Origin of the sequence: Thiohalophilus sp. (assembly GCF_034521165.1) — a bacterium.
In the GTDB taxonomy this organism is placed as follows: Bacteria; Pseudomonadota; Gammaproteobacteria; order UBA6429; family Thiohalophilaceae; genus Thiohalophilus.
Genome location: NZ_JAXHMV010000002.1, coordinates 169487 through 193337, shown reverse-complemented (window position 1 = coordinate 193337; position 23851 = coordinate 169487). Strand labels below are relative to the sequence as shown.

General features: G+C 58.9%; 20 protein-coding genes. 14 read left to right on the top strand and 6 right to left on the bottom strand.

What is annotated here, in order from left to right; all coding sequences use genetic code 11:
• The first annotated feature begins 114 nt into the window (after positions 1–114).
• Together lptF and lptG are read left to right on the top strand one after the other, a co-directional pair.
• The gene (gene lptF, locus U5K34_RS02680) at positions 115–1206 is read left to right on the top strand and encodes an LPS export ABC transporter permease LptF (RefSeq protein ID WP_322566975.1); all 1092 of its coding nucleotides are present in this window, start codon (positions 115–117) and stop codon (positions 1204–1206) included.
• Positions 1203–2264 (top strand): LPS export ABC transporter permease LptG, encoded by a 1062-nt coding sequence (gene lptG / locus U5K34_RS02675; RefSeq protein ID WP_322566974.1) that lies wholly within the window; start codon positions 1203–1205, stop codon positions 2262–2264. Before lptF ends, lptG begins: the two co-directional genes overlap by 4 nt.
• Positions 2265–2524: 260 nt before the next feature.
• Here lptG and U5K34_RS02670 read toward each other — a convergent pair whose 3' ends face one another.
• A complete protein-coding gene (locus tag U5K34_RS02670; RefSeq protein ID WP_322566973.1) occupies positions 2525–3043 on the bottom strand; it encodes an RDD family protein in 519 nt (172 codons plus the stop codon).
• 216 nt (positions 3044–3259) lie between these two features.
• Here U5K34_RS02670 and U5K34_RS02665 point away from each other — a divergent pair, with 216 nt between their 5' ends.
• The 3 genes from U5K34_RS02665 to U5K34_RS02655 are packed head-to-tail and all read left to right on the top strand — an operon-like array spanning position 3260 to position 4346.
• A complete protein-coding gene (locus U5K34_RS02665) occupies positions 3260–3616 on the top strand; it encodes a DUF2173 family protein (RefSeq protein WP_322566972.1) in 357 nt (118 codons plus the stop codon).
• Positions 3617–3665: 49 nt separating this feature from the next.
• Positions 3666–4004 carry a DUF2173 family protein gene (locus U5K34_RS02660; RefSeq protein ID WP_322566971.1) on the top strand — a complete coding sequence of 113 codons (339 nt, stop codon included), beginning with the start codon at positions 3666–3668 and terminating at the stop codon, positions 4002–4004.
• Positions 4005–4013: 9 nt separating this feature from the next.
• A complete protein-coding gene (locus U5K34_RS02655) occupies positions 4014–4346 on the top strand; it encodes a DUF2173 family protein (protein WP_322566970.1) in 333 nt (110 codons plus the stop codon).
• A 48-nt stretch (positions 4347–4394) separates the two neighbouring features.
• Here the strand turns inward: U5K34_RS02655 and U5K34_RS02650 are convergent, their stop codons facing one another.
• Complete coding sequence (locus U5K34_RS02650) at positions 4395–5513, bottom strand: glycosyltransferase (protein WP_322566969.1); 1119 nt, start codon at positions 5511–5513, stop codon at positions 4395–4397.
• Between the two features lie 196 nt (positions 5514–5709).
• Here U5K34_RS02650 and purL point away from each other — a divergent pair, with 196 nt between their 5' ends.
• The 4 genes from purL (at position 5710) to U5K34_RS02630 (ending at position 12873) form a co-directional block, all read left to right on the top strand.
• Entirely contained in the window at positions 5710–9606 is a 3897-nt protein-coding gene (gene purL, locus U5K34_RS02645; RefSeq protein WP_322566968.1) for a phosphoribosylformylglycinamidine synthase, read from the top strand.
• Between the two features lie 42 nt (positions 9607–9648).
• The gene (locus U5K34_RS02640; protein ID WP_322566967.1) at positions 9649–10893 is read left to right on the top strand and encodes an HD-GYP domain-containing protein; all 1245 of its coding nucleotides are present in this window, start codon (positions 9649–9651) and stop codon (positions 10891–10893) included.
• Positions 10894–11182: 289 nt separating this feature from the next.
• On the top strand, positions 11183–12103 hold the full coding sequence (locus U5K34_RS02635; RefSeq protein ID WP_322566966.1) for an ABC transporter ATP-binding protein: 921 nt from the start codon (positions 11183–11185) through the stop codon (positions 12101–12103).
• Entirely contained in the window at positions 12100–12873 is a 774-nt protein-coding gene (locus tag U5K34_RS02630; RefSeq protein WP_322566965.1) for an ABC transporter permease, read from the top strand. Before U5K34_RS02635 ends, U5K34_RS02630 begins: the two co-directional genes overlap by 4 nt.
• Positions 12874–13087: 214 nt before the next feature.
• Here the strand turns inward: U5K34_RS02630 and U5K34_RS02625 are convergent, their stop codons facing one another.
• From U5K34_RS02625 to U5K34_RS02610, 4 genes are all read right to left on the bottom strand, one after another.
• On the bottom strand, positions 13088–13930 hold the full coding sequence (locus tag U5K34_RS02625) for an SDR family oxidoreductase (RefSeq protein ID WP_322566964.1): 843 nt from the start codon (positions 13928–13930) through the stop codon (positions 13088–13090).
• Positions 13931–14191: 261 nt separating this feature from the next.
• Positions 14192–14845, bottom strand: coding sequence for a DUF1614 domain-containing protein (locus U5K34_RS02620; protein WP_322566963.1), 654 nt, complete (start codon positions 14843–14845; stop codon positions 14192–14194).
• 3 nt (positions 14846–14848) lie between these two features.
• Positions 14849–15730 carry a ribose-phosphate diphosphokinase gene (locus U5K34_RS02615; protein ID WP_322566962.1) on the bottom strand — a complete coding sequence of 294 codons (882 nt, stop codon included), beginning with the start codon at positions 15728–15730 and terminating at the stop codon, positions 14849–14851.
• An 18-nt stretch (positions 15731–15748) separates the two neighbouring features.
• A complete protein-coding gene (locus U5K34_RS02610; RefSeq protein WP_322566961.1) occupies positions 15749–17314 on the bottom strand; it encodes a thymidine phosphorylase family protein in 1566 nt (521 codons plus the stop codon).
• 183 nt (positions 17315–17497) lie between these two features.
• Between U5K34_RS02610 and U5K34_RS02605 the strand changes: the two genes are divergently transcribed.
• The 5 genes from U5K34_RS02605 (at position 17498) to U5K34_RS02585 (ending at position 23846) form a co-directional block, all read left to right on the top strand.
• Positions 17498–17746, top strand: a complete 249-nt coding sequence (locus U5K34_RS02605) for a zinc ribbon domain-containing protein (RefSeq protein WP_322566960.1) — start codon at positions 17498–17500, stop codon at positions 17744–17746.
• 102 nt (positions 17747–17848) lie between these two features.
• Positions 17849–19639, top strand: coding sequence for an aspartate--tRNA ligase (aspS, locus tag U5K34_RS02600; protein WP_322566959.1), 1791 nt, complete (start codon positions 17849–17851; stop codon positions 19637–19639).
• 176 nt (positions 19640–19815) lie between these two features.
• On the top strand, positions 19816–22350 hold the full coding sequence (locus tag U5K34_RS02595) for a serine/threonine-protein kinase (RefSeq protein ID WP_322566958.1): 2535 nt from the start codon (positions 19816–19818) through the stop codon (positions 22348–22350).
• Between the two features lie 13 nt (positions 22351–22363).
• Positions 22364–23173 carry a Stp1/IreP family PP2C-type Ser/Thr phosphatase gene (locus tag U5K34_RS02590; protein ID WP_322566957.1) on the top strand — a complete coding sequence of 270 codons (810 nt, stop codon included), beginning with the start codon at positions 22364–22366 and terminating at the stop codon, positions 23171–23173.
• 22 nt (positions 23174–23195) lie between these two features.
• Positions 23196–23846 (top strand): FHA domain-containing protein, encoded by a 651-nt coding sequence (locus tag U5K34_RS02585; protein ID WP_322566956.1) that lies wholly within the window; start codon positions 23196–23198, stop codon positions 23844–23846.
• The last annotated feature ends 5 nt before the right edge of the window (positions 23847–23851 follow it).

Genomic DNA, 23851 nt, shown 5'->3' with positions numbered 1-23851 from the left:
GTGATTGCCTGTGGGACACGGGGTGCTGCGTATCAATTCAGCGATGTGGGCAATATAATACAGTATTGTTTCTGTACATAAAGAACGAACCGGTTTTCAACCCCTGATTCTGACGTGATTATTGCCCGTTACCTGGTCAAGGAAGTTTTTCTCACCTTCGCGGCGGTGGCCCTGGTGCTGTTGCTAATCGCCCTCAGCGCGCAGCTGGTGGGGTTGTTCAACGACGTGGCCCGGGGGTCGCTGCAGGTGGACATGGTGCTGCAGATCTTCGGCGTACGGATTCTGAGTCTGCTGGTGTTTATCCTGCCGCTGGCGCTCTATCTGGCCATTTTGCTCGCGCTCAGCCGTCTGTATCGCGATAGCGAGATGGCCGCCATTGCCGCCTGCGGGATGGGTACCGGTTATATCCTGCGCGCCATACTGGGGCTGGCGCTGGTGGTGGCGGTCCTGCAGGGCTTGCTGAGTCTGCAGCTGTCCCCCTGGGCCGAACACCAGGTTCAGCGTCTGACCGCCGCAGCACAGGCCCGGGGAGATATCCAGGGTATTATCCCGGGCCGTTTTCAGGAAATGCGTGAGGGTGGCGGGGTGCTCTATGTCGAGGAACTGGAGCGCGAACAGAAGCGGATGCGCAATGTGTTCGTGCAGCAACAGCGCGAGGGCGGCAGTTCGATAATCCGTTCTCGCTCCGGCCACCAGATGGTAAAAGAGGAAAACGGCGATCGCTTCATGGTCCTGGAAGACGGTTATCGCTACGAGGGGGAACCGGGCAGGGAGAATTACACGATCATTGCGTTTGAAAAGCACGGCATCCGCATTCAGGAAAAGCCGCCCGAGGTGACCAACCGCAAACACAAGGCTATTCCCACGCTTGAGCTCTGGGATGAAGATAACCGGGGTTATACCGCCGAGCTGCAATGGCGTATTTCCTCCGCCCTGATGTGCCTGGTGCTGGCGGTCCTGGCCGTGCCGCTGAGCGTAACCTCACATCGCCAGAATCGCTACGGCAAACTGGCGATCGCGATAGTCCTGTACATGGTGCTGACCAACCTGCTGACCGTGTCCCGCAACTGGTTGCTGCATGACAAAATATCTCCCTATATCGGCCTGTGGTGGGTTCATGTTGCGGTATTGCTGATTGCCGTGGTGTTGTTGTTGCGCCAGGATGGCATTCGACACTGGTGGCACAGGGGAACGACAGCCCGATGAAGTTACTGGAACGTTATATCGGTCAGGCGGTTATTATCGGCGTGTTTTCCGTGCTTGCCGTCCTGGTGGCCCTGTTTGCCCTGATTGGCTTTGTGGATGAGCTCGATCAGATCGGTCGTGGCAGTTACACCCTCTGGCATGCCTTGCTCTATACCCTGTTGAACATGCCGCGCCAGATGTACGAGATCTTTCCCATGGCAACCTTGCTGGGCACCATGCTGGGGCTGGGCATGCTGGCCAACAATCGCGAGCTGGTGGTGATGCGTACCGCCGGATTGTCACTGACCCGGATTGTCTGGGCCATCATGAAAACCGCCGCGATGTTGATTCTGCTGGCGATGGTGATCGGCGAAGTCATTGCGCCGCCGGTGTATGAATACAGCAATCAGAAGCGCCTGCAACTGATGGGGGCGAAAATCAGTCTGAATACCCAGTACGGCCTCTGGGCCCGGGACGGGGAAACCTATATCAACGTCCGTCGCGTTGACAGCCAGGCAAAACTGCGGGGCATACACCTGTATACCTTCGAAGGTCAGCGTATGCGGACCCTGATGCGGGCCAAAAGCGCCCGTTACGACGGGGAACAGTGGTTGTTAAAAAATGTGACGCGCTATGATATTGACGATCAGGCGTTGCAAAAACATAAAGTGGATGAATTGCCATGGCGCACCTTGCTCGATCCGGCCTTGATTAATGTGGTGTCGGTGGATCCCGATACACTGCCGGTCTGGAAACTGTATAACTATATTGATTATTTGCGTGAGAATGGCCTGGATTCGGGACAGTACGAACTGGCGATGTGGGGCAAGGCCGTGATGCCCTTTACCCTGGCCGCGATGGTATTGCTGGCGGTGCCGTTCGTCTTTGGCGCACAACGCCACACCGGCATCGGCCAGCAGATCCTGATCGGGTTTTTGATCGGGATCGTGTTTTATATCGGTAATCGCCTGGCCGGGCAGATGGGACTGGTCTATGAATTCCCGCCGGCGCTGGCGGCAGCCCTGCCGACCGCGCTGGTGATCGGCATTACCCTGTTCTGGTTCCGGCGATTACGCTAGACCGCCATTTGCATACTTTTCTCAGATGCCCTGGAAATTAACGCAGAGGACGCAGAGGCGCAGAGGACGCAAAGTAAATATTATGTGGGGCATTCTCACCGGTGTGTCGCCTCCTGGCGCAGGCGTCGATCATGCCAATACTGGCAAGCAATTTTATGTAATCAATTCTCCGCGTTCTTTGCGCCTCTGCGTTCTTTGCGTTATTTACAGTTCCATTTGAAAAGACCGGTTGCCGGATATCACGGTCCGTGCCAGGCACATCAGGGCCTGGGGAGTAGAATGACACGGGTATGGGTAATGCGTTCCCGCCAGCCGTTAGGCCAGTTGTCGAATCCCAGCCAGAGCAGGCCGAACAGGGCGATGCTGCCGTGGGGCAGGCTTTGCAGCCCGCGCAGGAGCCCCGGCAATGCGATTTGCGGGTTGAAGTACACCACCAGTCCCAGAATCAATACCAGCCAGGCGGGTAGCCCGCTCAAAAAACGCAACAGGGCGGCGAGCCAGTCCAGCGCGCCACCGTCGTCGTCAACCACCTGCAGGCGCCAGACCCGCATGCCCAGCGTCTGTCCGCCGTGGGTCCAGAACCCGCCAAAGAACCCAAAACAGATGAGCAGAAAATAACCGGTCAGTAGCAGATTGTGCCCCTCGATCGCCTCGCCGCCGGTGAAAATCAGGGGGATGGCCGAGGCAATCAGCAATATCGCCAGAAGCAACAGGCCGTCGTAGAGCATGGCAAGCAGGCGCCGGTAAAGCGGCGCGGGGGAGGGTGTTGAAGTGGTCATGGTCAAATCCTGAGCAGCGATAAACGGTGCGATTCCGACAGATCTGCCGGGGAACCGCCTGATTTTATAGGGGCCTATAAAAAAACTCTATATGGCATTCTCTGTCGGTGTCTGTTATTAATTAAAAAACGGTTGTCATTGATCCATATCAAGCAATGGCAATCAGCCGCAACTTGCCAGGCGGCAACATAACTATAAAACACAAGAGGGGACTGCATGAGCGTCATATCCGATCTGGTGGCGACACCGGGCGTCATCGCAGCAGGCGAGTATACCTACCGGGGCGATCGATTTACCTACGACGGCCAACTCGATTATGAAACCGCACGCATGGCGTCGATCATGTGCCGCGCCACCACCATGGCCGTGCACATGGAAACGGACATGCTCAAACACCTCAAAGCCGATTGTGGCTGTGCGCCGGCCCGCGGCTGGGTGGTTCGCGGTGACAAGGTAACAGTCTGTGTTATGGCCAACATCTTCTGCTTCATCGACAATGCTTCGAGTTCACTGAATGAAGTGATGGCGTATATGCGCGAACATGTGGCGCGTCCGGAAGAGATGCTGGTCTGACCGGCTGCAATAAAATAATAAATCAATATCAGTCTTGAAGGAGTTAGCAATGGCCGATCTGGAGAAATTGATCAACCTTGACGGTGCGGTTGCCGCATTCAATTTCAGCAGCAAAGGGGAGTTGCAGGAATCCCGCCTCAGTGCGGACAGTGAAATGAATGACACGATTCTGGATCTGGTGGCGCATGTCTGCGTTGCCAATACCTCGATTGCCACCATGCAGGCCCGGGGCTGGGAAAATGTTACCGGTTCGGGCGGCTTCTATCCGGTCAGGGGTTGCTCGTTAATCGGCTTTGACTGGACGGTCATCGCCAACGAAGAGGCCGGGGTAATCATGCCCAATGACAAAGTGGATTACGAAGCGGCCTATGCGGCGCTGGAAGCCTGAGGAGGCAACATGATTAAACAGATCATGATCCTCGACGGCGTCATGGCCGTGGCCCACTTTCGTGATGACGGTGAACTGATCGAAGGCTACGGCATGGGCGGGCAGGAAGAACTGGCCAGCCTGGCCCACTTCGCCCACGACTACAAACGTCTGGTGCAGGGCAACGCCGATCAGCTTTCCATGTTTACCGGTATCCGTGGCTGGACGCCGCCCGGTGGCTGGGTCGTGCGCGGTGAGCGTTTTACCGTCTGCAGCGTCGGCAATGTGGTCTGCCTGTTTGACGGCAACGAAGGCCGGCTCAACGAGGTAATGCAGGAGTTACGCGGCGCCTCACAGTGGTAGCAGCAGGGCCGGCTATTCAGTGCCGGCCTGTGTCATTCGATGGCGTGTTTACGCGCAGCCACCGGTGACATCCCGTCCTAAAAGTTCCGAATAGACCGCCAGGGTTTTTTCCACGGTAATGTCCGGGTTGAAGCAGGTCCGGATACGTTGTTCGGCGGCGATGCCCATCTGCTTGCGTTGCTCGGGATCGCCGAGCAATTCGTCAATGGCGCTGGCCAGTGCATCCGGATCGCCGGAGGCAACGATGCGACCGCTGACGCCATCCTCAATCAGTTCCGGGCTGCCCCCCGAGTCGGTGACCACCGACGCGACCTGCTGGCTCATTGCCTCGATGACTGAACGGGGCAGGCCTTCGCGGCGCAGGGAGGGGAGCACGAAAAGATCGAGTGCGCCAATCAGGCTGGCGGCATCGGCGCGCCAGCCCGGCAGATGAATCCGATCGGCCGCCGGACTGCGGGCGATGCGTTTGGCGATGTGCTTGTCGTTGACCTTGCCGACCAGCAGCAAGTGCGCCTTCGGGGTGGCCAGTTTTTCAAAGGCCTCAATTAAAACCGGTATCCCCTTGCGCTTGCGCATCTGTGCCATCGAGCCGATCACCAGCGCATCGGCGGGGATCCCGAATTCGCTGAAGTCGGCGGGGACGTTCTCGCGGGGCCACCAGTCCGTTTCGTGCCCCTTGTGCACGGTCACGACCTTTTCCTCAGGCAGGCGCCAGTTAAGGAACCGGTTCTGCAGCAGATCCTGCCGAATGGCTTCGCAAACACAAATGATGCGATCGACTCTCGGGTGAAAGAAGCTGTTACGGGAGGTCGGGTTCAGCCAGTGCAGATTGCCCACGATGCCCCGATAAGCGACCAGCCTGGGGGGCAGATCGTCAATGGCTCGAATCGTATTGGACAGGGCGGTTTTGGTATAGACGTGAACGATGTCCGGCTGTTCGCTTTGTACCAGCTGTCGGAGCCGGGCAATGGCCTCGGGGTCCCGGCGCCTGTGCATATCCAGTTGATGAACGGGAATCCCGGCGGCCTGTATTTCCTCCAGGAAGCTGGCGCCGGTTTTACAGACCACCACCACGTCGATACCCCGGGCTTTGGTTCTGAGTAACTGGTGGCGCTCACCGAGATCCATCTCCTGGAAAACGTGCAGAACCTTGACTGGCTGATCCATATTCTATGCTGACCCGGGTATATCGTGAAAACCGCCAGTATACCCCGAGTGTGGTGAATTCCGGTACTCCCGGGCTTGTCGGGTGCACCGGTTATTCCCGCGTTCACGGTTTCCCCGTGTCTCTCGCTCCGCGCCTGGCAGATCGTGTATGATTGCCGCTCACTGTTAACGCCAATCAATTCTCAGGATTCCGCGCATGTTGCAACTCCGAGGTGGCTCGGCCCTGTCGTCCTTTCGTCTGGAAAAATGCCTGGGGGCCTTGCGGGCCGCGGTACCCGAGGTGGGGGAACTGCAGGCGGTCTATCTGCACTTTGTCGAGAGCGAGCCACAACTGGATGGTGAACAGCAGCAGCGGCTGGCGCGTTTGCTCGACTATACCGACCCGCCTGCACAAATGCTGCAGGGACATGACTTTCTGGTGGTTCCCCGGCCCGGCACCATCTCGCCCTGGTCGAGCAAGGCCACCGATATCGCGCACAACTGCGGGCTGGACTCGGTGCAACGGATCGAGCGCGGGATTCTCTATACCCTGACGCTCACCGACGGCAATGATCTGAGCGCGGAGCAGGTCCAACGTCTGGGCGCGCTGCTGCACGATCGCATGACCGAGGCGGTGTTTCGCGATGTCGACGAGGCGCAACGGCTGTTCCGGCATCCCGATCCGGCCCCGCAGACCGAGGTCGATGTGCTCAACGGGGGGCGGGACGCCCTGCAGCGGGCCAACGCCGAGCTGGGGCTGGCCCTGGCCGATGATGAGATCGATTATCTGGTGGAGAATTTCCAGACCCTGGGGCGTAACCCCAGCGATGTGGAGCTGATGATGTTCGCTCAGGCCAACTCGGAGCATTGCCGGCACAAGATTTTCAATGCCGACTGGGTTATCGACGGCCAGGCCCGCGACAAGTCCCTGTTCGGGATGATTCGCAACACCTACCAGCGGCACAGTGACGGCATTCTGTCCGCCTACAGCGATAACTCGGCGGTGATCGCGGGCCATAGTGGCGGCCGGTTTTATCCCGAGTCCGGCACCCGCGAGTACGCCTATCACGCGCAGGACATCCATATCCTGATGAAGGTCGAGACCCATAATCATCCCACCGCCATCGCGCCCTTTCCAGGCTCGGCCACCGGGGTCGGCGGCGAAATCCGCGACGAGGGGGCGACCGGCCGCGGCTCAAAGCCCAAGGCCGGCCTGTGCGGTTACTCGGTCTCCAACCTGCGCCTGCCCGATTGTCCCCGGCCGTGGGAGACCGATCACGGCAAGCCGGGACGCATTGTCTCGGCGCTGGAGATCATGCTCGAAGCGCCCATCGGTGCGGCCGCCTTCAATAACGAATTCGGCCGGCCCAACCTGTGCGGCTATTTTCGCACCTATGAGGAGCGGGTGGCGGGGCCGCAGGGCGAGGAAGTGCGCGGTTATCACAAGCCGATCATGCTGGCCGGCGGTCTGGGGAATATCCGCGACGATCACGTCGCCAAGAACGACATCCCTCCCGGCGCGCAGATCGTGGTGCTCGGCGGCCCGGCCATGCTGATCGGCCTGGGAGGCGGGGCGGCCTCGTCCATGGCCACCGGGGAAAGCCTGGAGGATCTCGATTTTGCCTCGGTGCAGCGCGGCAACCCGGAGATGGAGCGCCGAGCCCAGGAGGTGATCGACCGTTGCTGGCAGCTGGGCGAGGCCAACCCCATCATCAGTATTCACGATGTCGGCGCCGGCGGTCTGTCCAACGCCTTGCCGGAGCTGGTCAATGACAGCGGTCGCGGCGGGCGCTTTGAACTGCGGGCCATACCCAACGATGATCCGGGTATGTCGCCCATGGCCATCTGGTGCAACGAGGCCCAGGAGCGGTATGTGCTGGCGGTGGACCCGGAGGATCTGGATCACTTTGCCGGGATCTGCCAGCGTGAACGCTGTCCCTGGGCGGTGGTCGGCGAGGCCACCGGGGAGCGGCAGCTGGTGCTGGGCGATGGCCATTTTGACAACACGCCGATCGACATGCCGCTGGAAGTCCTGCTGGGCAAGCCACCGAAGATGTTGCGCGACGTCCATCATGCCCCATTTACCAAACCGGATTTCGACACCGCCGGGCTGGATCTGGCGGAGGCCGCCGAACGGGTGCTGGCCCTGCCCACGGTCGCCGACAAGGGGTTTCTGATCACCATCGGTGATCGCAGTGTGACCGGGCTGGTGGCGCGGGATCAGATGGTGGGACCCTGGCAGGTGCCGGTGGCCGACGTGGCGGTGACCGCGACCAGTTTCGACAGTGAGTGCGGCGAGGCCATGGCCATGGGCGAACGCACGCCGGTTGCGCTGCTGCATCACGCCGCCTCGGCGCGCCTGGCCGTGGGCGAAGCACTCACTAACCTGGCGGCCGCTCCGGTCCCCGAATTGTCGCGCGTGGTCCTGTCGGCCAACTGGATGGCCGCCGCCGGCCATCCGGGCGAGGATGCCGGCCTGTACGAGGCCGTGCAGGCGGTGGGCATGGAGCTGTGCCCGGCGCTGGGCATCACCATCCCGGTGGGCAAGGACTCCATGTCGATGCGCACCGTCTGGCAGGAAGCCGGCGAGACCCGCTCGGTGACGGCGCCGCTGTCGCTGATCGTCTCGGCCTTTGCGCCGGTCAGCGATGTGCGCCGGACCCTGACCCCGCAGTTGCGTCGTGACCAGGGCCCGACCCGGCTGCTGCTGATCGACCTGGGCAAGGGCGCCAACCGCCTGGGGGGCTCTTGCCTGGCGCAAGTCTATAAACAGCTCGGCCACCATCCGGCCGATCTCGACGATCCGCTGGCATTGAAACACTTCTTTGATGTTATTCAACGGCTTAACGAGCAAGGGCGGTTGCTGGCCTATCATGACCGGGCCGACGGCGGGTTGTTTGCGAGCCTCTGTGAGATGGCCTTTGCCGGGCGCACCGGCCTGCAGATCCGGCTCGACGATCTGGGTGACGATTCGGTCGCCAGCCTGTTCAGCGAAGAGCTGGGCGCGGTCATCCAGGTAAGCGAGAGCGAGCTGGCGGCGGTGCAGGACGCCCTGCATGAAGCCGGCCTGGGCCATTACAGCCATGTGCTTGGCACGCTGCGCGACGATGCGCAGCTGGTTTTCGAACACCGGGGCCAGACGGTACTGACGGGGACACAGACCGACTGGCGGCGTGTCTGGAGCGAAACCAGCTATCGGATGCAGGCGCTGCGCGACAACCCCGAGTGCGCCCGGGAAGAGTACGACAATCTGCTGGACAAGACCGATCCGGGGCTGTCGGCACAGCTGAGCTTCGATCCCCGCGAGGATATTGCCGCGCCGTATCTGAACCTGGGGCACCGTCCGCGAGTGGCCGTGTTGCGCGAGCAGGGGGTCAACGGCCAGATCGAGATGGCCGCCGCCTTCGATCGGGCCGGCTTTGCGGCGGTGGACGTGCATATGAGCGATATCCTCGCCGGGCAGCTTTCGCTCAACGACTTTTCCGGGCTGGCCGCCTGTGGCGGTTTCTCCTACGGCGATGTGCTGGGGGCCGGTGGCGGCTGGGCCAGTTCGATTCTGTACAATTCGCGCGCCCGCGACGAGTTCGAGGCGTTTTTCAACCGTCCGGACAGTTTCGGGCTGGGTGTCTGTAACGGTTGCCAGATGCTCTCCCAGTTACGGGATCTGATTCCCGGCGCCGGCCACTGGCCCCGCTTTGTGCGCAATCGCTCCGAACAGTTCGAGGCGCGACTGTCCCTGGTCGAGGTGCTCGATTCGCCCTCGATCCTGCTGGCCGGCATGGCCGGTTCCCGGCTGCCGATCGTCGTGGCCCATGGCGAGGGGCTGGCGCATTTTGACAAGAGGGCGCAAATCGAGCATGCGCAGGCTGAACAACTGGTCAGTCTGCGCTATATTAATAATGACGGTGAGGCTACTGAACGGTATCCCTTCAACCCCAACGGTTCCCCGCAGGGGATTACCGGCCTGACCACCACGGATGGGCGCTTCACCATCATGATGCCACACCCGGAGCGGGTATTTCGCACGCTTCAGTATTCATGGCATCCTGATAACTGGGGTGACGACGGTCCCTGGTTACGGCTATTCCGAAACGCCCGCCGCTGGCTGGGCTAGCCACTGCCGTACGTCACTCGGTGGCAAGAGACGGGAAATGGTATGAAAGTGAAAGTGAATGTCGACCGTCTCAGGGAGGGGATGTTTGTCAGTGATCTGGATTGTGACTGGACACAAACCTCGTTTCTGCTCGAAGGCGTATTGATCGCCGGCGAGGAGGAACTGGCCGAACTCCAGCGCTGCTGCAACTTTGTCTATGTCGACACCGAACGCTCCCATGACTCGGTGATCCCCGATCTGCAAACCCTGGCCCGTGAGCCAGCACCGGCCTCGGCAGCCGTTTCTACCAAACAGCAGGCTGAAAAAGAGGCCGAGCGCGAAGAGAAGCATTTCCAGCAGGCCCTGCAGGAAGCCCGGCCGGTTCACGGCCGGACCAAAACCTATATTGAGACCCTGCTCGAGGACGTGCGCCTTGGCAACAGCCTGGATACCAATACGGCCCGCGAACTGGTAACCGAGATTACCGAGAGCATCACCCGCAGCCCCAATGCCATGGTCTGGCTGTCGCATCTCAAACATCGCGACGAATACACCGTGACCCATTGTATGAACACCTGCATCCTGGCGGTGACCTTTGGCCGGTATCTGGGCATGGACAAGGACGCGCTGGAACTGATGGGGCTGGGCGCGCTGCTGCATGATATCGGCAAAATGTGTATCCCGCTGGAGATCCTTAACAAGCCGGGACGCTTGACTCCCGAGGAATACGAGATCGTCAAAACCCATGCGCAAAAGGGCCACGAGTTACTCGTCTCCAAAGGGGGGATTCCGCAGGAATCACTCGATATCGTGTTGCATCATCATGAACGGATCAGCGGCAAGGGCTATCCCCACGGGCTGATGGGCGAGCAGGTCAATCGCATGACCAAGATCGTCTCCATCGTCGATGTCTACGATGCCATCACCAGCGATCGCTGTTATCACGACGGCATCGCGCCCTACGAAGCGCTGAAAAACATGTACGATTGGATCAGCGAGGATTTCGAACAGGAGCTGGTCGAGCAATTCATCAAATGCCTGGGCATCTATCCTATCGGCAGCATGGTACAACTCAATCTGGGCCAGGTGGGTATCGTGGTTTCCGCCAGTGAAAAAAGCCGCCTGCGGCCCATCGTCCTGCTGGTCATAAACAGCAAGGGCGAGCGCTACGTTAAACCCAAGCTGATCAACCTGGCCCACCCGCGCTGGCGTGAAGGTAAACAGAAACTCGAAATCCGCAAAATCCTCCAAAATGACGAATGCGACATCGACCTGCCACCCATCATCCAGGACGAATCGCTGATCTGAGTCTCCTTCTGGAATCTGATAATCAACGCAAAGGTCGCAAAGACGCAAAGAACGCAGAGGTATAATTTTAAATATTGAATTTAAATTTTGAATTTCAGAGTTCTATCCAAATTCATAATTCAACATTTAAAACTCAAAATTGTCTTTCTCTGCGTCCTTTGCGTCTTTGCGATCTCCGCGTTAAATTACCCATTTTCTATAACCACGTGTTTGTGGTATGCCATGTTTCTGTCTATTAGCGGGTGTCTTTTGTTAGAATACCCGCCGGTTCGGTTTTTCTAGTGAGTTTATGTCCAACGCGCTGACCATCAGAGGTTTGACCAAGACCTATCGCGGCGGGGTGCGGGCCCTCAAGGGGGTCGATCTCGATGTGCGCGAGGGGGATTTTTTTGCCCTGCTGGGGCCCAACGGAGCGGGAAAATCCACCACCATCGGGATCATCTGCTCATTGATCAATAAAACTGCCGGGACCGTCGAGGTTTTCGGCCACGATATCGACCGCGATCTGGAGGCAGCCAAAAGCTGTATCGGTCTGGTGCCGCAGGAGTTCAATTTCAACCAGTTCGAACCGGTGGTGGAGATCGTGGTCAATCAGGCCGGCTATTACGGTATCGATCGCAAGCTGGCCTACGAGCGCGCCGAAACCTATCTGCGCCAGCTGGAGCTGTGGGACAAACGCCATGTCATGGCGCGGGAACTGTCCGGCGGAATGAAGCGTCGCCTGATGATTGCCCGCGCGCTGGTGCATGAACCAAAGCTTTTGATACTCGATGAACCGACCGCCGGGGTGGATATCGAGATCCGCCGTTCCATGTGGCAGTTTCTCAGCAAGATCAACGCCCAGGGCACCACGATTATTTTAACCACCCATTATCTGGAAGAAGCCGAACAGCTGTGCCGGCATATCGCCATCATAAATCATGGCGAGGCGGTGGAACATACCGAGATGAAAGCGTTGCTGATGAAATTGCACGTGGAGACCTTCGTGCTGGACCTGCGCGAGACCATCGACACGGCGCCCCGGGTCGAAGGCTATAACCTGTCCATGCTCGACAGAAGCACACTCAGCGTGGATATCAGCAAGGAACAGAGCCTGAACCAGTTGTTCGAGGCACTGAGTCGCCAGGGCCTGCATGTGCTGAGTATGCGCAACAAGACCAACCGGCTGGAAGAGCTATTCGTGCGCATGGTCGAGGAGGACAACGCATGAAGCTGTCACAGCAATATGTCGCCTTCACCACCATTTTGACCAAGGAGTTCCTGCGCTTTATCCGCATCTGGATCCAGACGGTATTGCCGGCGGCGATTACCACCGGACTCTATTTTATTATCTTCGGCAACCTGATCGGTTCCCAGTTGTCGGATATCGGCGGTTTGACCTACATGGAATATATCGTCCCCGGGATCATTCTGATGGCGATTATCAACAACTCCTACGCCAACGTGGTCTCCTCGTTCTACGGTGCCAAGTTCCAGCGCCACGTGGAGGAGATGCTGATCTCGCCCATGCCCAACTATCTCATCGTGCTGGGCTATGCTACCGGCGGCATGGCGCGCGGTCTGATAGTGGGCGCGGCGGTCACCGCTGTCTCCCTGATCTTCGCCGAGCCGCAACTGCATCATCTGCTGGTGACCCTGTATGTGGTGCTGATGACCTCGCTGCTGTTCGCGCTGGGTGGTTTCGTCAATGCCGTCTATGCTAAAAGCTTTGATGATATTTCGATCATACCCACCTTCGTGCTGACCCCGCTGACCTATCTGGGCGGAATATTCTATTCCATCGACATGTTGCCCGGATTCTGGCAGAACGTGTCATTAATCAATCCAATCCTCTATATGATCAACGCCATGCGCTACGGCATGCTGGGCGTTTCCGACATCGACATCCGCGCGGCGCTGCTCATCATCACCGGCTTCGTCGTCGTGCTCTACCTGTTCTGCCTTTACCTGCTCAACAAAGGCGTCGGCATCCGAACCTGATAATAGAGAGATCGGTGGAAGTGACGCCAAGGACGCCAAGAACGCAAAGTTTTATTTGAAAAACAAAGAAACTATTAGAGCACGTCTAACAAAACGAAAAAATCGCACTGCCACAATCACCTTGGTGCCTTGGTGCCTTGGTGCCTTCGTGGTTAATATTTTCTTTGCGTGCTCTGCGTCTTTGCGTCCTTGGCGTTTCATCCCAGAGAGTGAGCTATATACGCGTGAGGAGTTTGTCCAGAAGGCGGGTGGACAGGAAACGTTTCAGGGTGCCGAACAGGTAGGTGGGGAAGGTGACGTAGTAGCGGGGTTTCGGGCGACGGCTTTCCAGAGCGTGGATGACGCGTTTCAAGACCGCCTCCGGTGGCAGGGTGAAGGGGACGGCGGGGCCTTCTTTGGTCAGGCGCTGTTCCATGGCCAAGTAGTGGTCCCGGAACGGGCTGTTGTCGCGGTCGATGTTCTGCTGATAGGCAACGAAGGAGTTGGCGCGAAAGCGACTTTCGATCGGGCCCGGTTCGATGAGCGACACATGAATGTCAGTATCGCGCAGTTCCAGGCGCAGGGTGTCGGACAGGCCTTCGAGGGCGTATTTGCTGGCGTTATAGGCGCCGCGAAACGACAGGGCGATCAATCCCAGGATGGAACTGTTTTGAATAATCCGTCCGTAGTCCTGTTCGCGCATGATGGGCAGGATCCGGCAGGTCAGTTCATGCCAGCCAAACAGATTGGTCTCAAACTGCCGGCGCAGCACGTCACGGCGCAGATCTTCCACCGCCCCGGCCTGACCGTAAGCGCCGTTATTGAACAGGGCATACAACGTGCCGCCGGTGCGCTCCAGAACTTCATCTACCGCGGCATTAATCGAATCCGAATCATCCAGATCCAGCCGCAGTGACTCCAGTCCTTCGTTATTGAGACGCTCGACGTCTTCCTGCCGACGCGCCGTGGCAAACACCCGGTAACCGCGTTGTTTTAATCCCCGCGCAACGCACAGGCCTATGCCGGACGAACAGCCGGTAATCAGAACACTTTTCCTGTCTTTATTAATGTCGTTCATAGTCCCGAGAATAGCCTTTATGAGAAATCGATTTCAACGCAAAGGACGCAAAGGCGCAAAGTACGCAAAGAAATGATTAACCACGAAGACACCAAGACACGAAGGGAATTATTAGCAAGCAGTTTTATTTATCGTGTTGCGTGCTTCGTGTTGCCTCTGTTTTTGAAAAAATAATACTTTGCGTACTCTGCGTCTTTGCGTTCTCCGCGTTAATTCTAGAGTGTGGAGAAATGTTTTAGCGGTGCAGATGGTTATTTTCTTTTATGCCAGCAGTACGGCGATGATGCCGGTAAAAAATATCCCGTCGAAGGTCCCCGCGCCGCCGATGGAGGCGAGGGGTGTGCCCAGTTTGGGGATGTCCTTGAGTCGCAACAGGTCGGCGCCGATCAGCACGCCGAGGGTGCCGCAGATGTAGGCCAGCGGCGGACTGTGCTCCGGGGCGAGCAGCAGGGCGGTGACGGCGGCGGTCAACGGGGCGATGAAGATCGGCATACCGATGCCCAGCCCGGCAATGGGCCGGCTGAAGCCGTAGCTGATGGTGCTGACGATACCAATGGCCAGCAGGACGCTTGGCAGCGGCAGGGGCTGGCTGAGAAACAGGTAGAGCGAAAACAGAATCGGCACCATGGCGCCGCCCACGTTGATGGCGATGACGGTATAACCGGTGAACGGCGGCAGTTTGAATGGCCAGTAAGCCGGCTGTTGCGGTGGCGGTTCGGGCGGCTTCTCGGCTTTGATCCTCGCCAGTGGCAGATTGACAGCACTGCCGAACAGGGTCGTGATCAGTAACAGGGCGGCCGAGTCGGGGGATAACCCGAGCTTGCTCAACACCAGCGAGAAGATCTGGATATGGATGAACAGGATCAGCAGCAGGGCAACGAAAAACAGCAGCAGATAATTGCCGGGGGAACGCATAACCTAGTTGAATATCTCCGTGAGGCTCTCGGCCAGTAGCGGGGCCAGTTGTACCGTATTACTCGGATGCTGGACGCTGTCGCAGCTCCAGATGGTCTCAATCCCGGCCTGTTTTAACATCCGGGCTGCCTCAAGGTCATACAGGGCATGGGTGCACAGAGCGTCGACCTTGCCGGCCCCGATGCGGTACAGCTGGCCGGCGGTTTCCGCCAGGGTGTGGCCGCTGCTGATCATGTCATCCACCAGCACCACATGCCGTTGCCGGTAATCCAGGTCGGGCAGGCGAATCTCCACCTGGCGATCGCCGTGGCGCACCTTGTCGGCGACGCCAAACTCAAAATCGCCTTCGCTGGCTACCTGTTCCACCCACTGGCGGGACTCTTCGTCCGGACCGAGCAGCAGGGCGTCACGGGTCTGTTCCAACAAAAACTGTCCCAGCAGTGGCGCAGCGCTGAGGTTACGGGCCTGGGGCAGGGGGATGGCTTCATTGAGGTGAGCGATGCGATGCAAATGGGCATCGACGGTGATCACCGCGTCCACCAGCCCGGCCAGGAAATGACCGATGATTTGCTGACTGACGGCCTCGCCGGGATGAAAGGCCATGTCCTGGCGCATGTAACACAGATAGGGGCTGACCAGGATAATCCGTTCGGCGCCCAGCTGCCGGGCGGTTCGGGTTGCCAGCAGCAGCTCCACGAGTTTGGCATCGGGATGATCCAGACTGCGATACAGCACCACGGTCGGCGGCAGGGCCGGCGGCAGGGTAAGGCGGCTTTCGCCATCGGGAAAACGGTGCACCTCGATGGCGGCATAGTCGAGTCGCAACGCGGCCGCCAGCCGTTGCACCGGTGCCGGGTCGTCGGGAAAACCGAGAACGAGTGTCATAGGCCGATCCCCACCAGGTCAGATTTCCATATAGGTGTGGCTGATCTCATCCGGGTGACCGATTCGGTAGCCGCTGTCCTGCTCGGCCAGATGGCGGGCAAAATTGAAATCGGCACTGAAGGCGGCGTGGATGCGATACAGCGGCTCGCCCCGGGTCACCGGGTCACCCAGTTTTTTGAGCAAGTCCACCCCGGCGGCCCGCTCCATCGGTGCGCCGGCCAGGCTGGCGATTTTGGCCAGTCGGAAATTGTCGATGGTCGTGACCACGCCATCCTCGGCGGCGGTAATCTCGATGTTCAGGGGCCCGGCAATAAAGGCGTAGTCGATCTTGCCCTGGGCGGCGATGATTTCCTGCATCTTGCGCAGGGCGCGACCGTCCTCGAGGATGTCACGGGCGATGCCATAGCCCTGGCCGCCGCGCACGTCCGGATCGAACTCCAGAATCCGGCCCGCCAGGCGCAGCGATTTCTGGCGCAGGTCGCTGGGGGCATCCGGATCGCCTTCGAGGACCTGCATGACATCGCGGGCTTCGAGCATGGGACCGATGCCGCAGCCGATGGGCTGGCTGCCGTCGCTGATCACCACCTCCAGATGGATGCCGATGCGATCGCCGATGTATTCGAACAGTTTGCGCAGACGCAGGGCCTGACTCATGTGCCGTACCTTGGCGGTGGGACCCACCGGGATATCGATCAGCAGATGGGTGGCTCCGGCAGCCAGTTTCTTGGACAGGATGGAGGCGACCATCTGCGATTCGGAGTCGATACCCAGCGGCCGCTCCACCGAGATCAGGATGTCGTCGGCCGGGGCCAGGTGCGCGCGCCCGCCCCAGGCCAGGCAGGCGCGGGTTTTGTTGACCACCTGGTGCATGCTGCGCGGACTGAGATCCACTTTGGCCAGTACCGACATGGTGTCGGCGGTGCCGGCCGGCGAGGTGATGGCACGGCTGGAAGTCTTGGGCATCAGCAGGCCGTGGGCGGCGACGATCGGGGTGATCAGCATGGTAGTGCGGTTCCCGGGCAGGCCGCCGATGCAGTGTTTGTCGGCGACCACCGGGGCATCCCAGCGCATGTGTTCGCCGGTGTCGGCCATGGCGCGGGTCAGATAGAGGGTCTCCTCGCGATCCAGGCCCGACTGGGTGCAGGCCACCAGAAACGCAGCCATTTCCATCTTGGAATAGCGGCTGGCGGCGATGTCACTGGCGATGTCCTGGTAATCCTCGCGCAACAGCCGCTCACCACGGATCTTGCGTCGGACCGCATCCATCGATTCGACCGGTTCGGCATGGATCACCCAGGCCGGTTCCCCCGGCTGCATGTCCAGCTGGGCGAAGGCCTGTTCGGCCAGGCCGAGTTCCTCGGTGCCGACGATAGCCTCATCATCCACCACATTCAGCACGGCGTGGATGCGCCGGCCATTGGCCTGGATGACGATCTTGCTCAGGGCCTGAAAGCCCTCGGCGCGGTACAGCTCGCAATTGCGGTGCAGGTAGGCGACGTTCTCGTGATAGGTGTCGATGGCCACGCGACGCAGTTTGAGCCGGGCCTTGTCGTCGCTGTCGTCGGGGGAAGGGGATAGTGTCATGCTGTAACCGCTTGAAATAAAGGGATTGTGGCACAATGGGCGGCGAATCCCAACTGCCTGTTCGGGTCTTGAATCGGGTAAATCCGGCCCTATTTTGAATCAAACAGGTGTGTCCGCCTCAAACCGGTTATATAATAACCTGACTTTGGCCCGTTAATCCGCTTGCGTACGAGGAATTGCCCCATGCCGATTTATGAATACCAGTGTGAGCAATGCGATCATGTTCTGGAAGCGATCCAGAAGATGAGTGATGCCCCCCTGAGTGAGTGCCCCGCCTGCGGCAAGCCGGCGCTGAAAAAACTGATCTCCGCCTCCGGTTTCCGGCTCAAGGGCAGTGGCTGGTATGAAACCGATTTCAAGTCGGGCAATCGCAAGAACCTGGCGGGCGAGGGGAATAAAAGCAGCGGCAGCGACAGCAAGAAAACCGCCTGAAACCCGCCCCATGCGTGCCACCGGGGTGATTCCCCGGTTGCACAGACCCCCGCCAATCCGTAAGATTCCCGCCTTGTCCCAAGCACAAGGCCCCAAATTCTCATGCGTAGCCATTACTGCGGCGAGATCAACGAATCTCACATCGATCAACAAGTCACTGTCTGCGGCTGGGTTCACCGGCGTCGCGATCACGGCGGGGTGATTTTTATTGATCTGCGCGACCGCGAAGGGCTGCTGCAGGTGGTCTTCGATCCCGACAAGCCCGACTCCTTCATGCTGGCCGAGAAAGTCCGTAGCGAATATGTGCTGCGGGTCACCGGCCGGGTGCGCCGCCGTCCCGAGGGGACCGAGAACGCCAACATGTCGACCGGCCAGATCGAAGTGCTGGGCCTGGAGCTGGAGATTCTCAATCACTCGGAAACCCCGCCCTTCCAGCTGGATGACGAGGATGTCTCCGAGGAGCACCGTCTGCGCTATCGCTATGTCGATCTGCGCCGCCCGGAAATGCTGCAGCGCATGAAACTGCGCTCAAAAATCACCACCGAATTTCGTAACTATCTGAATGAAAATGGCTTTCTCGAGATCGAGACGCCCATGCTGACCCGGGCGACCCCGGAAGGGGCACGCGATTACCTGGTCCCGAGCCGCACCCACGACGGCGCTTTTTTCGCCCTGCCGCAGTCCCCGCAGCTGTTCAAGCAGCTTTTGATGGTCGCCGGCATGGATCGCTATTACCAGATCGTGCGCTGTTTCCGTGACGAGGATCTGCGCGCCGATCGCCAGCCCGAATTTACCCAGCTGGATATCGAGACCTCGTTCCTCGACGAGGAAGCCATCATGCAGATGATGGAGGGCATGCTGCGGCATGTCTTCGCCCAGGTGCTGGAGATCCCGCTGCACGATCCCTTCCCGCGCATGACCTGGGACGAGGCGATCCGCCGCTTCGGCTCGGACAAGCCCGATCTGCGTATTCCGCTGGAGCTGGTCGATGTGGCCGATGTGATGCAGGGCGTGGAATTCAAGGTCTTCAGCGGCCCGGCGAAGGATCCGGCCGGCCGGGTGGCCGCCCTGCGGGTGCCCAAAGGCGGCGAGCTGACCCGCAAGGAGATCGACGATTACACCGATTTTGTCGGCATCTACGGCGCGCGCGGCCTGGCCTATATCAAGATCAACGACATGGACAAAGGTCGCGAGGGGCTGCAATCGCCGATTCTCAAATTCCTGCCGGATGAGGCCGTCGAGGCCATATTGCAGCGCACCGGGGCCGAGAACGGCGATCTCATCTTCTTCGGCGCCGACAAGGCCAGCGTGGTCAACGAGGCGCTCGGTGCCCTGCGGGTCAAGCTGGGCCACGACAAGGGGCTTCTGGAGCACGGCTGGCAGCCGCTGTGGGTGGTCGATTTTCCCATGTTCGAGTGGGACGAGGGCACCCGGCGCTGGTACTCCCTGCACCATCCGTTTACCTCCCCTGCAGAGGCCGATCTCGACAAGCTCGAATCGGATCCGGGCAACTGCGGCTCGCGGGCCTTCGACATGGTGCTCAACGGCACCGAGATCGGCGGCGGTTCCATGCGTATCTATCGCGAGGAAGTCCAGCGCAAGGTGTTCCAGGCCCTGGGGATTGGCGAGGCCGAGGCGCAGGAGAAATTCGGCTTTTTGCTGGATGCGCTGCATTACGGTTGCCCGCCCCACGGCGGCATGGCCTTCGGCCTGGACCGGCTGGTGATGCTGATGGTCGGCGCCCAGTCGATCCGCGACGTGATGGCCTTCCCCAAGACCCAGAGCGCCAGCTGCCTGCTGACCCAGGCCCCCTCAGCGGTCAGCGAGGCCCAGTTGCGCGAATTGCACATTAAACTGCGTAATCCGCCGGTCAGGGAAAAATCAGGCGGCTGAGCAGGGCACGGTTGCCACGCAAGTTGTGCGATTGAGCCTTTAGTAACTTTTATTAATAGTCAAGCTCATGTCATTCTCTTTTCTGCCGATAATGGCTATTGGCAGATTCCCGGCGGCCCGGGCCGCACCGGGCGGGCATAAACCGATAATCACAAGCCCGTTGTAATGGAGCAAGAGTGAAGCAGATACCCTACTGGCGAACCGACTGGTTTCTCGGCCTCGTTGTGGCCGGGCTTTTCCTGTTGGGCGGCGTGACCGATGTCACCCGGCCGCTGGAGAACGTGGGGTATGATTTCGGCGCCCGGTTTGCCGCCAGCCAGCCCGTGGATCGTAACGTGGTGGTGGTGGCGATCGACGAGGCGGCAGTCGACCAGCACGGCGGCTGGCCCTGGCCGCGCGATCTTCTGGCCCGGGCGACCCGCCAGATTGCCGCCATGAAGCCCTCGGTGATCGGTTTTGCCCTGCCCTTCGATGGTGAGCAGAACGCCATCGGTCTTGAATATCTCCAGGAATTGAAAGACGCCTTGCAAACGCAGGGCGGCAATCGGCGCCTGCTCGAGCTGGCCAATCAGGCCGAGCAGCGGATGCAGACCGATCAGGACTTTGCCAATACCCTGCGCTATGCGGGCCGGGTGGTGCTGGCGATCCCCTACGCCGGTAACGGGGCGACTCGCCGTGATGTCCAGCTTCCCGATTACCTGCACAAATACCGGCTGGAACAGGTCAACGGTATCCCCGATCCCGAACGCTGGTACCAGCCGTTTTTGCCCGAGCCGGTGCCGGTGATCGATCGTATCTATCCGCCGATTGAAACCCTGGCCGAATATTCCGGGGGTGCCGGCGTTATCAATCTCGGGAATGCCGGACAGGCCAGTCTGCGTGCCGAACCGCTGGTGTTCCGTTACGGTGAGCATTACCTGCCGTCCTTCACTCTGATGGTGGCCGCGCGCACCCGCAATCTGAACTCCTCGCAGATTAACGTGCATCTGAAACGGGGCGTTGAGTTGGCCGAACAGCACATCAATACCGACGATAATCTGCGTATCTATCCACGCTTTTACCGCGGCAAGGAAGGCAAGGCGGCCTTTCCGGTGGTTTCCATTTTTGATGTGTTGGACGACAAGCTCGACAGTGAGCTGTTGCGTAATAAAATTGTTCTCCTCGGGCTGACCGCGCCGCAATATACCCGTAATTTGCAAACCCCGATTGGGGAAGCCATGCCGCCGGTGCTGGCTTCGGCGCACAGCGTCTCCAGCCTGTTAAGCGCCGATCTGTTCGAGGTGCCGCCATGGGCCAGTTTTGCACAATGGCTGCTGATCCTGATCATCGGTCTGTATCTGATGTTTGTTCTGCCGCGTTTTCGACTCAGCACGGGCCTGGCGTTGACCGCGCTCATTCTGATCGGTCTGCTCAATGCCCACTTCATAGCCATGCTGGCCCATTCCATGTGGTTGCCCCTGATGACCCCGGTGGCTTTATTGCTGTTCGGTCATCTGGTACTCAGTGCCAAGCATTTTTTGCAGGATCAGGTGCAGCATATCCATCTGGAACTTTCCGAGGCCAACCAGGCCCTGGGTCAGCAGTACCACACCCAGGGACAGCTGGATCAGGCCTTTGAAAAATACCGCCATTGCATTGTCGATGCCTCGTTGTTAAACCAGTTGTATAACCTCGGTCTGGATTATGAGCGCAAGCGTCAGTACAACAAAGCGGTCGCGGTATTCAAATATATTGCCTCGCACGATGAGAATTTCAGTGATGTACAGGAGCGGTTACAACGTAACCGGGAAGTTTCCGAACAATTTGTGGTGGGGAGTGGCAAGAGTGCGGCGCCGTCCGATGGCACGCTGATTATCAGCAACCCCGGCGTGCAAAAACCGATGATCGGCCGCTATGTGATCGACAGCGAGCTGGGACGTGGCGCCATGGGCATGGTCTATCTCGGCCACGATCCGAAAATCGGCCGCAGTGTTGCGATCAAGACCATGAGCCTGGCTCAGGAATTCGAGGGTGACAAACTGGCGGATGTGAAGGAACGGTTTTTCCGGGAAGCGGAAACCGCCGGGCGCTTGCATCATCCCAATATCGTGACAATTTATGATGTCGGTGAGGATCAGGATCTTTCTTATATTGCCATGGACTATCTCAAGGGCGAGAACCTGATGGCGTATGCCAAGTCGGAGGGATTGTTGCCGGCTCAGGAAACGTTTGATGTCATTGTGCAGGTGGCCGAGGCCCTGGATTACGCGCATAACGAGCGCGTCGTGCACCGGGATATCAAACCGGCGAATATGATCTATGACCGGGATAACGGTGTCGTCAAGGTGACCGACTTTGGCGTGGCCTGTTTGACCGATACCAGCAAGACCAAAACCGGTACCATCCTCGGCAGCCCGTCTTATATGTCACCGGAACAACTGGCCGGTGCCAAGGTGGATGGGCGTTCGGATCTGTTTTCCCTGGGCGTCACTTTGTATCAGATGCTCACCGGCGAGCTGCCGTTTATTGCCGATTCACTGGCCAGTCTGATGTACAAGATTGCCAATGAGAAACACCCGGACATTCGTATGTTCCGTCCGGATCTGCCGTCCTGTGTCAGCCAGGTTATTAACAAGGCACTGCACAAGGAACTGGAACGCCGGTTCCAAAGTGGCGCGCAGATGGCCAAGGCCCTGACCCGTTGTCGGGAACGGTTAACCAAGAAGCATTAGGGTAGGAAAATCAATGTTGGGTGATTCGGCAAAACTGGTTATTTACGGAGTCTCGGACGTCGGCCAGATGCGTGAACACAATGAGGATCACATCGCCTGGGACAAGGATCTCGGGCTGGTGATCGTGGCTGACGGCATGGGCGGCCACAATGCCGGCGAAGTGGCCAGCGAAATTGCCGTCAACAGTATTCAGGAGGCCCTGCGCGATGTGCTGGACCCGGATATGCAGGTCAGTCACAATATTGATTTGTGCGATGCGGTGCGCGAGGCGATTATCTATGCCAATGACGAGATTAACCGCGAGGCGCGGGAAAACTTTGCTTATAATGGTATGGGGACAACCATTGTCCTGACCCTGTTCCAGGGCGATCGGGTTATCAGCGCCCATGTGGGCGATTCCCGCGCCTATCGACTGCGGGATGACAAACTCGAGCAAATCACCACCGACCATTCCCTGGTACAGGAAATGGTGGATAATGGCTATCTGAGCCAGGAAGAAGCCCAGTTGTCGGCCAGCCGTAACCTGATCACCCGGGCGCTGGGGATTGCCGACACAGTGGATGTGGATGTTACGGAATACAATGTTAGCCACAATGACATGTATCTCATGTGTACCGACGGGTTGACGGACCTTGTCAGTGACGAGGAGATTATGAGCCTGCTGCGGGACTACCGTTCCAAGACCGATGGCTGTAATCTTGAAGAAGCAACACAGGCACTTGTCGGGCTTGCAAACGACAAGGGCGGCAAGGACAATATTTCAATAGTGCTGGTATGCCTGCAACAGGCTTTTTCCGATTCCAGCGGATTAGAAGATGATTAATCCTGAGCGGAGCTCTTTGGAAATGGCAAGAATTATATTGACCCACAACGGCGCGGTCGTGAAGGAATATCCGCTGAGCAAGGAACGGATGACCGTCGGGCGCAAGCCCAACAACGATGTGCAGCTCGATGATCCGACCGTCAGCGGTAATCATGCCGCTTTCCTGATGCTGCAGCATGCGTATATCGAGGACCTGAACAGCACCAACGGGATACTGCTCAACGGCAAAAAAGTCAACAAGCGACAGCTCAATCATGGTGACGTGGTGCGTATCGGTCGCCATGAATTCAAATACGTGGATGATAACGCCGAGGATTTTGAAAGCACCGTCATTATTTCCGCGGATAGCGGTTCGGCCGGAAAGGCGTCCGCCCCCGCACAGCCATCGGCACCGCCGCCCAAAAGCTACCAGGTGAAAGTGCTCTCCGGCGCCAAGTCGGGTGAGAGCCTGCCGTTGACCAAACCCTATACCACTTTGGGAACCCCGGGCTCGCAAATGGCGGTCATCGCCCGGCGCGGCCAGAACTACTTTTTGATGCGCATGAGTGGCAGCGGCACCGCCAGCCAGCCGCCTGTCATTAATGGTCAGCCACTGAAAAGCGAAAGTCTGCAGCTGAACCCCGGTGACGTGATCGAGGTCTCCAATACCCAGATGCGTTTTGAGGAAGCCTGAGGCAA

What these genes read in the sequence shown, in the direction of transcription:
- lptG (WP_322566974.1), top strand. Translation starts at nt 1,203, where the DNA reads ATGAAGTTACTGGAACGTTATATCGGTCAGGCGGTTATTATCGGCGTG.
- U5K34_RS02670 (WP_322566973.1), bottom strand. Translation starts at nt 3,043, where the DNA reads ATGACCACTTCAACACCCTCCCCCGCGCCGCTTTACCGGCGCCTGCTT.
- U5K34_RS02665 (WP_322566972.1), top strand. Translation starts at nt 3,260, where the DNA reads ATGAGCGTCATATCCGATCTGGTGGCGACACCGGGCGTCATCGCAGCA.
- U5K34_RS02660 (WP_322566971.1), top strand. Translation starts at nt 3,666, where the DNA reads ATGGCCGATCTGGAGAAATTGATCAACCTTGACGGTGCGGTTGCCGCA.
- U5K34_RS02655 (WP_322566970.1), top strand. Translation starts at nt 4,014, where the DNA reads ATGATTAAACAGATCATGATCCTCGACGGCGTCATGGCCGTGGCCCAC.
- U5K34_RS02650 (WP_322566969.1), bottom strand. Translation starts at nt 5,513, where the DNA reads ATGGATCAGCCAGTCAAGGTTCTGCACGTTTTCCAGGAGATGGATCTC.
- purL (WP_322566968.1), top strand. Translation starts at nt 5,710, where the DNA reads ATGTTGCAACTCCGAGGTGGCTCGGCCCTGTCGTCCTTTCGTCTGGAA.
- U5K34_RS02640 (WP_322566967.1), top strand. Translation starts at nt 9,649, where the DNA reads ATGAAAGTGAAAGTGAATGTCGACCGTCTCAGGGAGGGGATGTTTGTC.
- U5K34_RS02635 (WP_322566966.1), top strand. Translation starts at nt 11,183, where the DNA reads ATGTCCAACGCGCTGACCATCAGAGGTTTGACCAAGACCTATCGCGGC.
- U5K34_RS02630 (WP_322566965.1), top strand. Translation starts at nt 12,100, where the DNA reads ATGAAGCTGTCACAGCAATATGTCGCCTTCACCACCATTTTGACCAAG.
- U5K34_RS02625 (WP_322566964.1), bottom strand. Translation starts at nt 13,930, where the DNA reads ATGAACGACATTAATAAAGACAGGAAAAGTGTTCTGATTACCGGCTGT.
- U5K34_RS02620 (WP_322566963.1), bottom strand. Translation starts at nt 14,845, where the DNA reads ATGCGTTCCCCCGGCAATTATCTGCTGCTGTTTTTCGTTGCCCTGCTG.
- U5K34_RS02615 (WP_322566962.1), bottom strand. Translation starts at nt 15,730, where the DNA reads ATGACACTCGTTCTCGGTTTTCCCGACGACCCGGCACCGGTGCAACGG.
- U5K34_RS02610 (WP_322566961.1), bottom strand. Translation starts at nt 17,314, where the DNA reads ATGACACTATCCCCTTCCCCCGACGACAGCGACGACAAGGCCCGGCTC.
- U5K34_RS02605 (WP_322566960.1), top strand. Translation starts at nt 17,498, where the DNA reads ATGCCGATTTATGAATACCAGTGTGAGCAATGCGATCATGTTCTGGAA.
- aspS (WP_322566959.1), top strand. Translation starts at nt 17,849, where the DNA reads ATGCGTAGCCATTACTGCGGCGAGATCAACGAATCTCACATCGATCAA.
- U5K34_RS02590 (WP_322566957.1), top strand. Translation starts at nt 22,364, where the DNA reads ATGTTGGGTGATTCGGCAAAACTGGTTATTTACGGAGTCTCGGACGTC.
- U5K34_RS02585 (WP_322566956.1), top strand. Translation starts at nt 23,196, where the DNA reads ATGGCAAGAATTATATTGACCCACAACGGCGCGGTCGTGAAGGAATAT.